The organism is Bacillus sp. PK6-16 (assembly GCF_056530295.1).
Window position 1 is genome coordinate 847,716 of the sequence record NZ_CP096511.1, and the last position, 12,952, is coordinate 860,667.

Consider the following 12,952-nt stretch of genomic DNA (forward strand, 5'->3'; position numbering starts at 1 on the left):
ATGTATGTTAACGTAATGTTAGGAAATAAGAAAGGGATGGAAAATGAGACGTATTTATTTTATAGGGCTAATTTTGTATACATTCATTGTATTACATGTTGCATTCCCAAATATCTTTTCATTTGAGGATTTAGAAACAGTACACGTTGCGATATTTATTTTTGCTCTATTTGTAGTAGATTGCTTTATTTCTATATGGCTTTCGAAAAGAAAAGATATACAAGGCAAAAAAGAAATGGAACGGAAAAAGAGAAAACGTTCCTTTTGGATGATGACATACTGTTTGTCTTTAGTGCTTACTGCTGCTTTTTTTAGTGAACATATTCCATTAGAAAGAGTAAATATTGGATTTGGAGCATTCGTATTCGCATACTATTTTTTTATGCACTTTCTTCCTTATATGAAAGAAAAGCGAGGAGAAGAGGAAAATTCGCTTGTAGAAGAAGCGAAAGAACAAGAGCATAAGAGAATAGAAGGGGATATAAAGAAACTTGGAGAACAAAAGTGGTATTTAAAATCAAAAATCATATACGTTCTTTGCTTTATTACGCCGCCAATTGGTTATTTGTATGTTTTCTTATTTCGTAAAAAAATGACAGAAGGTGCAAGGCGAACGTACTTAACGGTTGCGACGATTATGATGGCATTATGGTCTTTGAAGTTTCTTCCGCCTTATGTGTTGGCAATTACCGTTGTTGTCGTAGCATGTCTTGTGTTTATAGTGAAGTTTATAAAATGAAAAACACCAAGCCTATGTGGACTTGGTGTTTTATCTATAAATTAAAGCTCACCTTGCTCTTCATCACCACGAACAACAAGGACATCGCATTTCGCATAGCGAATAATATGTTCAGAGACGCTACCAATTAGGAAACGCTCAACAGCATTTAAACCAGTCGCACCACACATAATCAAATCTACTTTATGGTTTGGAGCGATTTCTTTTGAAATTTTTGATTTAGGATTACCGAATTCTAATACAGTTTCAATTTTTTCAAGACCAGCTTCAAGCGCAGTTTTTTTGTAGTCTTCTAATAAGTCTTCTGCAAATAGATTTGCACGTTCCGCAATTGCACGGCTATAAGCTTCTACGGCTGAGTATGCTTTTACATCAACGATATGAGCGATTGTTAATGTTGCATTGTTGCGCTTTGCGACTTGAATTGCTTTTTTAAAGGCTTTTTCTGCTTCTTTAGAACCATCCACCGCGATTAAAATATTTGTATATGTATTATTCATAGTAAATTCCTCCCAATCTGTTTTATAACTGTTTACAACTTAATTATAAAACAAATTTTGGTAACGTGCTTGCCAGAAACGTTACAGAATTTTGAAAACTCTGTTTCAATTCATTTTAGTTGTAATTAGAGCGAGAACTTGTTACATATGAAGTATAGCAATTTAAAAGGGGGCAGTTTTGTGAGACATGCGCTCATTACAGCCGGTACGAAAGGTTTAGGAAAGCAAGTAACAGAAAAGTTATTGGCTAAAGGCTATTCAGTAACAGTAACGTACCATAGCGATATCACGGCTATGGAAACGATGAAAGAAACATATAAAGATGTGGAAGAGCGTCTACAATTCGTGCAAGCGGATGTCACGAAAAAGGAAGATTTACATAAAATAGTAGAAGAAGCGATGAGCCGTTTTGGCAAAATTGACTTTTTAATTAATAATGCTGGTCCATATGTATTTGAACGAAAAAAGTTAGTTGATTATGAAGAAGATGAATGGAATGAAATGATTCAGGGAAATTTAACAGCGGTATTTCATTTATTAAAACTTGTCGTTCCGGTCATGAGAAAACAGAACTTTGGCCGTATTATTAATTACGGATTTCAAGGGGCGGATAGTGCACCGGGATGGATTTATCGTTCAGCTTTTGCCGCAGCGAAAGTAGGACTTGTTTCATTAACGAAAACAGTTGCTTATGAAGAAGCGGAGTATGGTATCACTGCGAACATGGTATGTCCTGGTGATATTATTGGCGATATGAAAGAGGCAACTATTCAAGAAGCACGTCAGCTGAAAGAGCATAACACACCGATTGGTAGATCTGGAACAGGTGAAGATATTGCAAGAACCATTTCGTTTTTATGTGAGGACGATTCCGATATGATTACCGGTACAATTATTGAAGTGACTGGTGCAGTGGATGTTATTCATAGACATCGATAGAATAAAATAAGATGAAGTTTCGAATAATTGGACAGTTTATCCATTGTGCTGAGAGGTGCGGATAATACTGTCCTTTAATATAAAATTAAATCTATCGGAAAACTCGTGTTATTTTTTTGTCAAATATTGAGATATTATGTTAAAATATAAGAGCGTAGAAAGCGCTTTAAAAAATGATTCAGGGGTCATTTCATAACTCAAGGGGGAACTAATCATGCGTATCGGTATTCCAACAGAAATTAAAAACAATGAAAACCGTGTGGCAATGACGCCAGCGGGAGCAGTACATTTAGTACAAAATGGTCACGAAGTTTTTGTTCAAAAAGGAGCAGGTTTAGGATCTGGCTTTACAGATGAAGAATACGTACAAGCTGGTGCGAAACTTGTAGAAACTGCTGAAGAAGCATGGAATCAAGATATGGTTATGAAGGTAAAAGAGCCAGTAGCAAGTGAATACGGCTATTTCCGTGAAGGCTTAATCTTATTCACATACTTACACTTAGCTCCAGAACCAGAATTAACGAAAGCATTAATCGATAACAAAGTTGCATCAATCGCATACGAAACAGTACAATTAGACAATCGTTCTTTACCATTACTTGCACCTATGAGTGAAGTGGCTGGTCGTATGTCTGCACAAATCGGTGCACAATTCCTTGAGAAAAACAAAGGCGGTAAAGGTATTTTACTTGCAGGCGTTCCAGGGGTAAAACGCGGCAAAGTAACAATCATCGGCGGTGGTCAAGCTGGTACAAACGCAGCTAAGATTGCAGTAGGTTTAGGTGCAGATGTAACAATCATTGACTTAAGTGCAGAACGTCTTCGTCAATTAGATGATATTTTCGGTAACCAAGTAAAAACATTAATGTCTAATCCATACAACATTGCAGAAGCTGTTAAAGAATCTGACCTTGTTATTGGAGCAGTATTAATTCCGGGTGCAAAAGCGCCAAAACTTGTAACTGAAGAAATGATTCAATCAATGGAACCAGGTTCTGTCGTTGTAGATATCGCGATTGACCAAGGTGGTATTTTCGAAACAACTGATCGTATTACAACTCATGACAACCCAACTTACGAAAAACATGGCGTTGTTCATTATGCAGTTGCTAATATGCCAGGTGCAGTTCCACGTACGTCAACTCTTGCGTTAACAAACGTAACAGTACCATATGCAGTACAAATTGCTAACAAGGGCTACAAAGAAGCTTGCTTAGGCAACACTGCATTATTAAAAGGTATTAACACATTAGATGGTTATGTAACATTCGAAGCAGTTGCGGAAGCTCACGGCTTACAATACGCTGATGCAAAAGAGCTTCTTGAAAAAGCTCCTGCTTTATCATAATAGAAATACATTTGAGACCTTCCTTTTCGTGAGGAGGGTCTTTTTTATATGGAGAAATAACATGTGAATAATTGTTATTTATTGGTGTAAATCGATTTTTATTATGATAATTTAGAATTATATAATAAAAAGAGGGGATTCGATGGGGAGCAAAAAGAGGAAGAAAAAACAGGCAAAGAGACAAAGGTATATAAAGAACAAAAAGGAACAGAACATACCTTTTTCACAAAAAGTAGTCATTACGATAGAGAAAACATTTCGGTATATTTGTATGGCTCTGTATGTAATTTTGTGTATGTATTCATTTGGAGTGTTTTACAGTTTTGAGATAATTTCTAATATTATTGAAAGTATTTTAGGATTTCTCCTTGTTGCAATAGAATTAGTCTTATTCTTTATATTATTTGATAAAGTATGGCCTAGTCATGAAAGTAAAAAAGATAGAAAAAGAAGCAAAAAATCTTCATACGCTTCAAGCTCATCAAGTGGATTCGGTGACTACAGTAGCAATGACTGTAGTAGCTCAAGTGATGGTGGAGGAGATTGCGGAGGTGGTGGAGATTAAGTTAGTTTTTTAGAAGAACGACTAATGAAAGGATGGGACGAAAGATGGAGACTGTGAACTTAATAGAATTAACAAAGGATATTAAAGATCAACATAAAAACTTCGTCGTTTCAAATATAAACAGTCATTGATTACGAATCGCTGTATTTACTGGTGAATATGATTGGCACTATCATTCTAATTCGGATGAATTATTTATTGTTCTAGAGGGAGAGTTACTTATTGATTTTGAAGATGGAGAAACGGCGGTTTTAAAGCCAAATGATTCTATTTTAATTCCAGCATGTACGATTCATAGAACGAGAGCATTAAAGAGAACGGTAAATCTTTGTTTTGAACATATAGAGGCTGATACGATTATAGTGGAGCAATTATGAAAAAATTATCTGTAGCCGAGTATAGAAAAGTTCTTCCGGTTTTAGAAGGTAATACAAGAACGATGACATTTGCTTATGCGGTATGTGATCAAGTGGTAGATGGTGAGGTTTTTGTAAACGGGCAATTAACAGCAGGATTAATTATTACAGCTAACGGTATCTATTATTTATTTGGTGATACTGATGATCAAAATTATAACGAAGAGTTATTTTCATATTTAAAAACGGCTATTGAAAAAACAGAGAAGAGATTTACACTCTTTACTTCAAGTGAAGAGTGGGAAATGATGTTAGAAGAGCGTTTTAGTAATACACTTCGGAACATCCCGCGAATGAAATTTCAAAGGGTAACCTTTGAGGAGAGAAAACGAGATTTTAACAAAAATACATATGAAGTGAAGCGTATTGATAGAAGAGATATAGAGCGAAGCAGTGAATTTAAAGAGGAGTACTACAAAGAATATTGGGGATCAAAAGAAACGTTTTTGAATAGTGGTTTTGGATTTTGTATAGAACAAGATGGGATAATTGTAGCTGAATGTGTCTCGATATTTAGTGGGAATGGTTATGCTGAAATAGATATTGCAACACATGAAGCGCATCAAGGAAAAGGATTAGCTCAAGCTGTTGCGACACGGTTCATTGAACATTGCATGCAAAATGATATTATACCGAGCTGGGATTGTTATGTAGACAATATTCCTTCGCGAAAATTAGCTAGTAAATTAAGTTTTTATCATCCAATAGAATACAGTTTGTTTGTACGTAAGAAAACGGGGGAATAAAAATGAATGTAGAATTAACGAGATTTAAAGTTAAGCCTGGTAAGAGTCATCGAGTAGATGAATGGATGCAGCTTCTTAATGACAATATGAAAGAAGTCCTTTTGACATTAAACGACGAAAAGATGTATGTTGAGACAATTTTCCGGGAAATAAGAGATGGAGAAGAGTACTTATATTGGTATTCTGTGCAAGGAGAAGGCGGGGCTCTTGTCGAAAATTCTCATTATGAAATCGATAAAAAGCACTTAGCGTTTTGGTATGAATGTATCGATGAAGAAGCACCGTCTATTGATATGAAAACAGAAGTTGTTATGATTCAAGATGTTGTGAAGGAAGCGATGGAATAATAGAGTAATATTTTGTGAAAAAAAACAGTCTTAATTTTTTCGCTGAAATATATATTATTGGAGATGCTATAGGATGAGGATTAGTAATAAATATATCACTCTCGATGAAATAGAGATAATAAGAGAATCCTTAAATAAATTGCATAAATATCATAATAATAAATCAAAATATTTTTCTGGCGATTACCCAAGAATGACATTTGAGGAACGTATTGAAAATTATAAAAAGAACTCAAAGTACGGAGAATATAGAATTGAATTATTGATTGAGTCAGAAACAGATAATATATTAGGATTTTGTATAGCTTATAGTAAAAGCGTAAGCGGAAAGATTGAAGTTTTATTTGTTGATGAAAAATACCGAAGAAACGGATTTGGCTTAAAATTAATGAATAGTGCAGTGGAATGGTTTAAAGCGAAGAAGATAGATGAGATTGAATTAACAGTAGTGTATGGAAATGAAGCTGTATCGTTTTATGAAAAGTTGGGGTTTTATCCTCGTTCAATTATTATGGCAACTAAGTCATAACGATAGTATGGGGAGAGATGAGTGGGAGTTTTTATTTCAAAAAAATGATTCATATTTTACTAAAATATATGTGAAGAGCGCATCAAAATGGATGTGCTTTTTATTATGAAAAAATTGATAAAAGCTATATTTGGATATCTTTAAGTGAAAATAAGGAGGGATATCGAGAATATTTTAGGATAAACTATAAAGTGAAACTTTAATCAGTGGGGGGCATCCCCCACTGATTATCAGCCCTCACCAATCGGGCTTTTACGGGCAGTTCGACCCCAACCTAACTTCTTTGCTTCCGCTGAGTTTTGATGTGGGGTCTTACTGCCCGTTAATGCGGGATAAAGAAATAAAAAACACAAAACCAAAAAACTTACCAATATAAGGTGTATTCGTAACAGGAAAAACAGAGGATTTACAAAGTTTACAAGGGTCACCGTATATTAAGGCTGCTGTAAGAGGTGTAACAGTTGAGAAATATTGATTACAAGTAATTAATGTGAATAATCAGAAAATTTATGTTATAATATGGGAAAAGGAGGTTTATATGAGGCAAATACATGGAGCAATTTATATTTACATAACAATGTTTTTCGTGGCGGTATCCTATGGATTGGGGCACGTGTATTCGCATCCTATACTAACTTTTTTAAGCGGAGCATGTATGGCGTTTGCGCTTCTTGTCCACCTTTTCTCGGTTTGGATCGTGAAATTTCAATTAAATATTAGTGAAATAGAAGAAGGCACTTTTTGAGTGGCCTTCTTTTTTAATAATATTTAAAGGAAGAAATAGACAATAAATATGTGCATTTGAATGGAGGGGACATTATGAAGAGAGCATTATTCTTTTTCATTAGTATTTTCTTTTTAGGAAGCTGTTCCATTTCGTATGTTACTTTTTCTAGCGAGAGCAAAAGTTGGACTGGACAATATAAAGGGCATATTAAGGATGACAGTGAAGATGGGATATTTACGTTTCAATATAAGGGCGGGGATGGAAAGACAGAATTTAAAAACTTAGAGATTGCTATTAATGGAGCCTTTAGTACAATGACACAAACGTCAGAAGTTCATAGAGGAGCAAAGGTTGAAATGAAGTCTTCTTGTGTAAGTTGCGCGCCTATCTCTAAAGATGGACCAATAGAGATTGTGATTAAATGGGATGATAAGTATGAGGAGAAGATGGTGCTAAATTTGAAATAGTAGGGAAATAGAAAAAGGCAGCACTCCCGCTGCCTTTTTTATTATTTTACAAATTGTAACTCTTTCGGGAATTTCGTTAAAATTTCTGATCCGTCTTTTGTGATGTAAATATCATCTTCAATACGAACGCCACCTACGTTTGGTACGTAAATACCAGGTTCGATTGTGAAGACCATACCTTCTTTTAATGGAGACTCGTTACCAGCTTTTACATCTGGATATTCGTGTACGCTAATTCCAAGTCCATGACCAAGTCGGTGCGGGAAGAAGTCTCCGTAACCTGCATCTGTGATAACAGAACGAGCAGCATTATCGATTGCGCCAAGTGTAACACCTGGTTTACATGCTTCAACTGCTTGTAGTTGTCCAGCAAGTACAGTGTTGTAAATGCGAGTTTGCTCTTCAGAAATCTCACCGAATGCTACTGTACGTGTAATATCAGAGCAATAACCATCAATGATTACGCCTAAATCAAATAGTACGAAATCGCCGCGTTTCATTTTGTTTGCGCCAGGAATACCGTGTGGAAGAGCTGAGTTCGCACCTGCTAATACCATCGTATCAAATGACATTTTATGTATGCCTTTTGTTTTTAATTCGTGTTCAATAATTGCTAATACTTCTAGCTCGCTGCGGTTTTCTTTAATTGCATTTACACCAACTTCAACAGCATAGTCCGCCATTTTAGCTGCTTCGCGTAAAATAGAAAGTTCTTTTTCATCTTTAATTAAACGAAGTTCGCGAACTTTCTCCTCAGCTGATTTGAAAGCTGCATTTGGGAATAATTTCGTTAATTCTTCGTAGCGCTCTACGTTTAAATGTTCTTTTTCAATTGCAACTGCATTTGCATTGATGCCGCGGTCTTTAATTGCTTTTGCAATCATATCCCATGGTCTGTCAGTATCAGTAAATCCGATAATTTCATGTGCCCAGCCAGCGTTACGTGCTTGACCTTCTTCCATTTTAGGGCAAATTAAAATAGGTTCTTTTTCTTGGAATACAAACATACCAAGTAATCTTTCGTGTGGTTCACAGTGGAAGTTTGTCATGTAGAAGACGTTCGGTGTAGAAGTTAAGAAAGCAGCTTCTACGTTTTTTTCTTTTAGCCATTGCATTAAATTTTCTAATCTAGCATTCATCGATTGGCACCCCCGAGATATTTAATTACAAATATAACTTTAACTCGGAAGAAAGCGTTATGACAAGTAAATAGATGTTAGAAAAGACAGGGAATTGAAAAATCATGTAGAATAAAAAGTGAGAATGTGAATAGGGGAGGAATGTAATAATGAAAGTATCTTATCATGGACATTCAGTTGTGAAAATTGAGGCGAATGGAAAAGTTATTTTAATTGACCCGTTTTTAACAGGGAATCCGAAAACAGATTTAAAAGCTGAAGATGTAAAAGTGGATGCAATTCTTTTATCGCATGGACACGGTGATCATGTTGGAGATACAGTAGAACTTGCGAAGAAAAATAATGCAGTTGTTGTAGCGCCATTTGAACTAGCAACATTTTTAAGTTGGCAAGGTGTAAATACACACCCGATGCATATTGGTGGTTCACATGAATTTGACTTCGGAAAAGTGAAGCTTACACAAGCATTCCACGGCTCTAGTTATATTGATGAAGAAAATAAGACGATTACATATACAGGTATGCCAGCAGGTATTTTATTTACAGCAGAAGAGAAAACTGTATACCACGCAGGAGATACTGCACTATTCTCTGATATGAAGTTAATTGGAGAATTAAATAAAGTTGATCTAGCATTTTTACCAATTGGTGATAATTTCACAATGGGACCAGAAGATGCTGTACTAGCGGCAAAATGGATTAATGCGAAAACTGTTGTACCGATGCATTACAATACGTTCCCAGTTATTGAACAAGATCCATATCAATTTGTAGAAAAGCTACAAAATTGTACAGGGAAAGTATTAGAAGCTGGAGAAAGTATTACACTATAGAAAAGAAACCCTTCATTTGAAAAGAAAAGTGAAGGGTTTTTTACGTGTGTAGGACAGCTTTTAATGCTTGCATTTGTTTTGTTGATTCTTTTCTTTTGGTACGTGGTTGTTCAGGTGTTTCATTCAATTCCATTGCAACTTTTTTCCCATCTACGAAAGCTAAAAATACAGCACCTACAACCTCTAAAAATTTTTTCATCATGTGTTCGCTCCTTTGTTTTATTTCTTGTCTTAATTGTATAGGCAATTAAGTGGGCGAACTATCGAATGAGATGACAATAGCATTACATTGTTGTAATAGAATGACTGGTGGAATGTAAGTGTCATTTTGTTATAAAAAAAATAGTACAGGTATGCAAAGAGAGAGTGTAACAGTTTTGAAAATATAGTATACTGAAAGTACAACACATGAAGAATTTAGGGAAAAGAAAGTATGGTGAAACCATTTGGCTACCAAGCATAACCAAATTTTAGAACATATTAATAGCCTGCCAGTAGGCCATAAAATTTCTGTAAGACAAATTGCGAAAGATTTGAGTGTAAGTGAAGGGACCGCTTACCGTGCAATTAAAGATGCAGAAAATAAAGGATATGTTAGTACAATTGAACGTGTCGGAACAATTCGAATTGAACAAAAGAAGAAAGAGAATATCGAAAAACTGACATATGCAGAAGTCGTTAACATTGTCGACGGTCAAGTACTTGGAGGCAGAGAAGGACTACATAAAACATTAAATAAATTCGTAATCGGAGCTATGAAATTAGAAGCGATGATGCGCTATACAGAAGCTGGGAATTTACTCATTATTGGTAACCGTACCAATGCACATGAATTAGCGCTAGAAACTGGAGCCGCTGTATTAATTACGGGCGGATTTGATACGGAAGATCATGTGAAGAAATTAGCAGACGAATTAAAGCTGCCGATCATTTCAAGTAGCTACGATACATTTACGGTCGCAACGTTAATTAATCGTGCAATTTATGACCAACTTATTAAGAAAGAAATTGTACTCGTTGAAGATATTTTAACGCCAATTGAAGAAACGTTATATTTAAAGCCGAGTGATACAGTACAGCAATGGCATGCATATAACGAAGAGACAATGCACGGAAGATATCCAATTGTCGATGAAAGTAACAAAGTACTAGGAATCGTAACTTCAAAAGATATGATCGGAGTAGCGAAAGAAACACCAATTGATAAAGTAATGACAAAACACCCAATTACAGTGAACGGTAAAATGTCTGTCGCAGCTGCGGCACGTATGATGGTGTGGGAAGGAATTGAATTACTTCCTGTCGTTGAGGAAGGAAACAAACTGCAAGGTATTATTAGCCGTCAAGATGTACTTCAGGCACTGCAAATGATTCAACGTCAGCCACAAGTTGGAGAAACCATTGATGATATTGTAACGAATCAATTTATGACACCAAAAGAAGCGAAGAATGAGCATCTATATCAATTTTCGGTGACGCCGCAAATGACGAACTCAATCGGGACGTTATCGTACGGTGTATTTGCAACAATTGTGACAGAAGCGACAAATCGCGTCATTCGTGCGCAAAAGAAAAGCGATTTAATTGTTGAAAACTTAACGATTTATTTCGTAAAGCCGGTTCAAATTGATAATGTTGTATCTGTTCATCCGAAAGTATTAGAAATTGGACGTAAATTTGGTAAGGTCGATGTAGAGGTGCATCATGAAGGTAATGTTGTTGGGAAAGCATTACTTATGGTTCAGTTAATTGATAAATAAAAAGATGGAACAAATCGTTTTGATTTGTTCCATCTTTTTTTGTTGTTTTAAATTTGAAAGGCATGATTTTAGATGGGAGTTTTAGTGAAATATGTATGGGATGGAGTGGAAAAGTAATGTGAGAAAAGACGGAATAATAATTCAATTCAGTTGTATATTGTGTTATGATTATATTGTAAGAAAATGGAATCGTGAGAGGTGGTATGCATTATGTCGTCAGCCGTACTCTTTTTTGGTAGTATCGCACTATTTTACTTTCTTGTAATGATACCGATTCAATATTTATATTTACAAGGTTTACATGAAAAAAAGGAAAAGACAGGATTATCTCAGCGAGAGCTATATGAAAAAATGTCTTTTGGAGAAGAACAATTACATTTTCACGTACAAGGGAACCCATTTAATATACCATCTGCGTTTGTTGCGTATATGATTTTGAAAGTTAAGGGACGTAAAAAAGCATCACAATATTGATGCTTTTTTACGTTGCTTCATAGACTTCAGCTTCTTTAACTGCTAATGGCAAGAAATGTTTGTATTGGCGAAACCCGTTAAATACACTTGCACTACCAAATAGAACGAATAAAACACCAACGATAATACGAGCGGTTGAAAGTTCTAAAAAGAATTGGTTTATCCCGAAAAATAAAACGAATGAACCGAGTGCCATTGCGGATTTTCCTGAGAGCCAACCTTTCTCCATTGGGCGGTTTGTACGAAAGTATTTTGTTTTGTAAAAGAGGTATAACATAAATGAGACGATAATACAGAAGACTAATACTGGCATAATGAACACTCCCATCGCTTTGTGAAAAATAATAGAAAAGAAAAAGAAATATCTAAACTTTCTAACTTTTATTATAAAGCAATTGTTCGCATGTATGAAATACTTTCCGTTATAATGGAGGATAAAGTGAAGAAGTTGATTAAAAAGGAGATTATACATATGCATGAGCAAATTTTAGGAGCAATTAAAGAGTTTGATACAATTATTATTCATCGCCACGTGCGTCCGGATCCAGATGCGTTAGGTTCACAGGGTGGTCTTGGTACAATTCTACAAGAATCGTTTCCAGAGAAAAATATTTATACGGTTGGGTACAATGAACCGTCACTAGCATACTTACGAGTAATGGATGATATTGAAGATAGTGTATACGAAAATGCGCTTGTTATTGTTTGTGATACTGCGAATCAAGAACGTGTTGACGATCAACGCTATACAAAAGGGAAGATGTTAATTAAAATTGATCATCATCCAAATGAAGATCCATATGGAGATATTACGTGGGTAGATACGACAGCGAGTTCTACAAGTGAAATGATTTATGAGTTTTATAACTATGGAAAAGATAAAGGATTAAAAATAACAAAAGAAGCAGCCCGCCTTATTTTAGCAGGAATTGTTGGAGATACAGGTCGTTTCTTATTCCCGAATACGACAGCAAAAACACTTCGTTACGTAAGTGAGCTTGTTGACATGGGTGTGAAATTCACAGATTTATACAATGAGATGTATAAGACAAAAGAAAAAATTGCTCGTTTAAACGGTTATATTTTACAAAACTTTACGATGGTAGAAGAAGGAGCAGCTTACATTAAATTAACGAAAGAAGTATTAGAAGAGTTTGATGTACTTCCTTCTGAAGCATCTGGTGTTGTTGGAGCGCTTGGCAATATTGATGGATTAAAGGCGTGGGTTCTATTTTTAGAGGAAGACGATGTAATTCGTGTTCGTCTTCGTTCAAAAGGACCAGTTATAAACAAATTAGCAATGCAATATAACGGCGGGGGGCATCCGATGGCTTCTGGTGCGAAGGCATCTTCTTGGGAAGAAGCGGATCGTCTTTTTGCTGATTTACGTGAGATTTGTAAATAAGAGACTATATGTTAGAAC

The 12,952-nt window shown here is 35.5% G+C and carries 17 protein-coding genes and 1 pseudogene; 14 read left to right on the top strand and 4 right to left on the bottom strand.

What is annotated here, in order from left to right; translation table 11 throughout:
• Positions 1-43: 43 nt before the first annotated feature.
• Entirely contained in the window at positions 44-739 is a 696-nt protein-coding gene (locus tag M1D66_RS04350) for a hypothetical protein (RefSeq protein ID WP_098771146.1), read from the top strand.
• Positions 740-780: 41 nt separating this feature from the next.
• Here M1D66_RS04350 and M1D66_RS04355 read toward each other — a convergent pair whose 3' ends face one another.
• Entirely contained in the window at positions 781-1,239 is a 459-nt protein-coding gene (locus M1D66_RS04355; protein ID WP_001066673.1) for a universal stress protein, read from the bottom strand.
• Between the two features lie 147 nt (positions 1,240-1,386).
• On the opposite strand from M1D66_RS04355, the gene M1D66_RS04360 reads away from it, so the two are divergent.
• The 9 genes and pseudogenes from M1D66_RS04360 to M1D66_RS04400 all read left to right on the top strand — a co-directional run bounded on the left by M1D66_RS04360 (position 1,387) and on the right by M1D66_RS04400 (position 7,323).
• Positions 1,387-2,178, top strand: a complete 792-nt coding sequence (locus tag M1D66_RS04360) for an SDR family oxidoreductase (RefSeq protein ID WP_002024902.1) — start codon at positions 1,387-1,389, stop codon at positions 2,176-2,178.
• 214 nt (positions 2,179-2,392) lie between these two features.
• Positions 2,393-3,526: an alanine dehydrogenase gene (gene ald, locus M1D66_RS04365; RefSeq protein ID WP_001219403.1), complete on the top strand. Its 1,134-nt coding sequence runs from the start codon at positions 2,393-2,395 to the stop codon at positions 3,524-3,526.
• Between the two features lie 142 nt (positions 3,527-3,668).
• Positions 3,669-4,091 (top strand): hypothetical protein, encoded by a 423-nt coding sequence (locus M1D66_RS04370; RefSeq protein ID WP_242555017.1) that lies wholly within the window; start codon positions 3,669-3,671, stop codon positions 4,089-4,091.
• 44 nt (positions 4,092-4,135) lie between these two features.
• A pseudogene (locus M1D66_RS04375) lies at positions 4,136-4,468 on the top strand (cupin domain-containing protein).
• A complete protein-coding gene (locus tag M1D66_RS04380; protein WP_086386087.1) occupies positions 4,465-5,253 on the top strand; it encodes a GNAT family N-acetyltransferase in 789 nt (262 codons plus the stop codon). The pseudogene M1D66_RS04375 and the gene M1D66_RS04380 overlap by 4 nt, the downstream one beginning before the upstream one ends.
• Before the next feature lie 2 nt (positions 5,254-5,255).
• Positions 5,256-5,600 carry a DUF6176 family protein gene (locus tag M1D66_RS04385; RefSeq protein WP_086386088.1) on the top strand — a complete coding sequence of 115 codons (345 nt, stop codon included), beginning with the start codon at positions 5,256-5,258 and terminating at the stop codon, positions 5,598-5,600.
• A gap of 73 nt (positions 5,601-5,673) precedes the next feature.
• Complete coding sequence (locus tag M1D66_RS04390) at positions 5,674-6,129, top strand: GNAT family N-acetyltransferase (RefSeq protein WP_086386089.1); 456 nt, start codon at positions 5,674-5,676, stop codon at positions 6,127-6,129.
• A gap of 538 nt (positions 6,130-6,667) precedes the next feature.
• Entirely contained in the window at positions 6,668-6,874 is a 207-nt protein-coding gene (locus tag M1D66_RS04395; protein ID WP_001248908.1) for a hypothetical protein, read from the top strand.
• 74 nt (positions 6,875-6,948) lie between these two features.
• The gene (locus M1D66_RS04400; RefSeq protein WP_242555018.1) at positions 6,949-7,323 is read left to right on the top strand and encodes a hypothetical protein; all 375 of its coding nucleotides are present in this window, start codon (positions 6,949-6,951) and stop codon (positions 7,321-7,323) included.
• Between the two features lie 41 nt (positions 7,324-7,364).
• On the opposite strand, the gene pepQ is transcribed toward M1D66_RS04400, so the two are convergent.
• Complete coding sequence (gene pepQ, locus M1D66_RS04405) at positions 7,365-8,462, bottom strand: Xaa-Pro dipeptidase (RefSeq protein WP_000994033.1); 1,098 nt, start codon at positions 8,460-8,462, stop codon at positions 7,365-7,367.
• A gap of 149 nt (positions 8,463-8,611) precedes the next feature.
• Here pepQ and M1D66_RS04410 point away from each other — a divergent pair, with 149 nt between their 5' ends.
• Positions 8,612-9,295 (top strand): metal-dependent hydrolase, encoded by a 684-nt coding sequence (locus M1D66_RS04410; RefSeq protein ID WP_000868926.1) that lies wholly within the window; start codon positions 8,612-8,614, stop codon positions 9,293-9,295.
• Positions 9,296-9,335: 40 nt separating this feature from the next.
• Here the strand turns inward: M1D66_RS04410 and M1D66_RS04415 are convergent, their stop codons facing one another.
• Positions 9,336-9,497 (bottom strand): hypothetical protein, encoded by a 162-nt coding sequence (locus tag M1D66_RS04415; protein ID WP_086386090.1) that lies wholly within the window; start codon positions 9,495-9,497, stop codon positions 9,336-9,338.
• A 244-nt stretch (positions 9,498-9,741) separates the two neighbouring features.
• Here M1D66_RS04415 and M1D66_RS04420 point away from each other — a divergent pair, with 244 nt between their 5' ends.
• Together M1D66_RS04420 and M1D66_RS04425 are read left to right on the top strand one after the other, a co-directional pair.
• Positions 9,742-11,055: a CBS domain-containing protein gene (locus tag M1D66_RS04420; protein ID WP_000201572.1), complete on the top strand. Its 1,314-nt coding sequence runs from the start codon at positions 9,742-9,744 to the stop codon at positions 11,053-11,055.
• Between the two features lie 210 nt (positions 11,056-11,265).
• On the top strand, positions 11,266-11,529 hold the full coding sequence (locus M1D66_RS04425) for a DUF3949 domain-containing protein (RefSeq protein ID WP_000093045.1): 264 nt from the start codon (positions 11,266-11,268) through the stop codon (positions 11,527-11,529).
• A gap of 7 nt (positions 11,530-11,536) precedes the next feature.
• On the opposite strand, the gene M1D66_RS04430 is transcribed toward M1D66_RS04425, so the two are convergent.
• Positions 11,537-11,842, bottom strand: a complete 306-nt coding sequence (locus M1D66_RS04430) for a YtpI family protein (RefSeq protein ID WP_001144776.1) — start codon at positions 11,840-11,842, stop codon at positions 11,537-11,539.
• 159 nt (positions 11,843-12,001) lie between these two features.
• Between M1D66_RS04430 and M1D66_RS04435 the strand changes: the two genes are divergently transcribed.
• The gene (locus M1D66_RS04435) at positions 12,002-12,934 is read left to right on the top strand and encodes a DHH family phosphoesterase (protein WP_000545136.1); all 933 of its coding nucleotides are present in this window, start codon (positions 12,002-12,004) and stop codon (positions 12,932-12,934) included.
• Positions 12,935-12,952 lie beyond the last annotated feature (18 nt).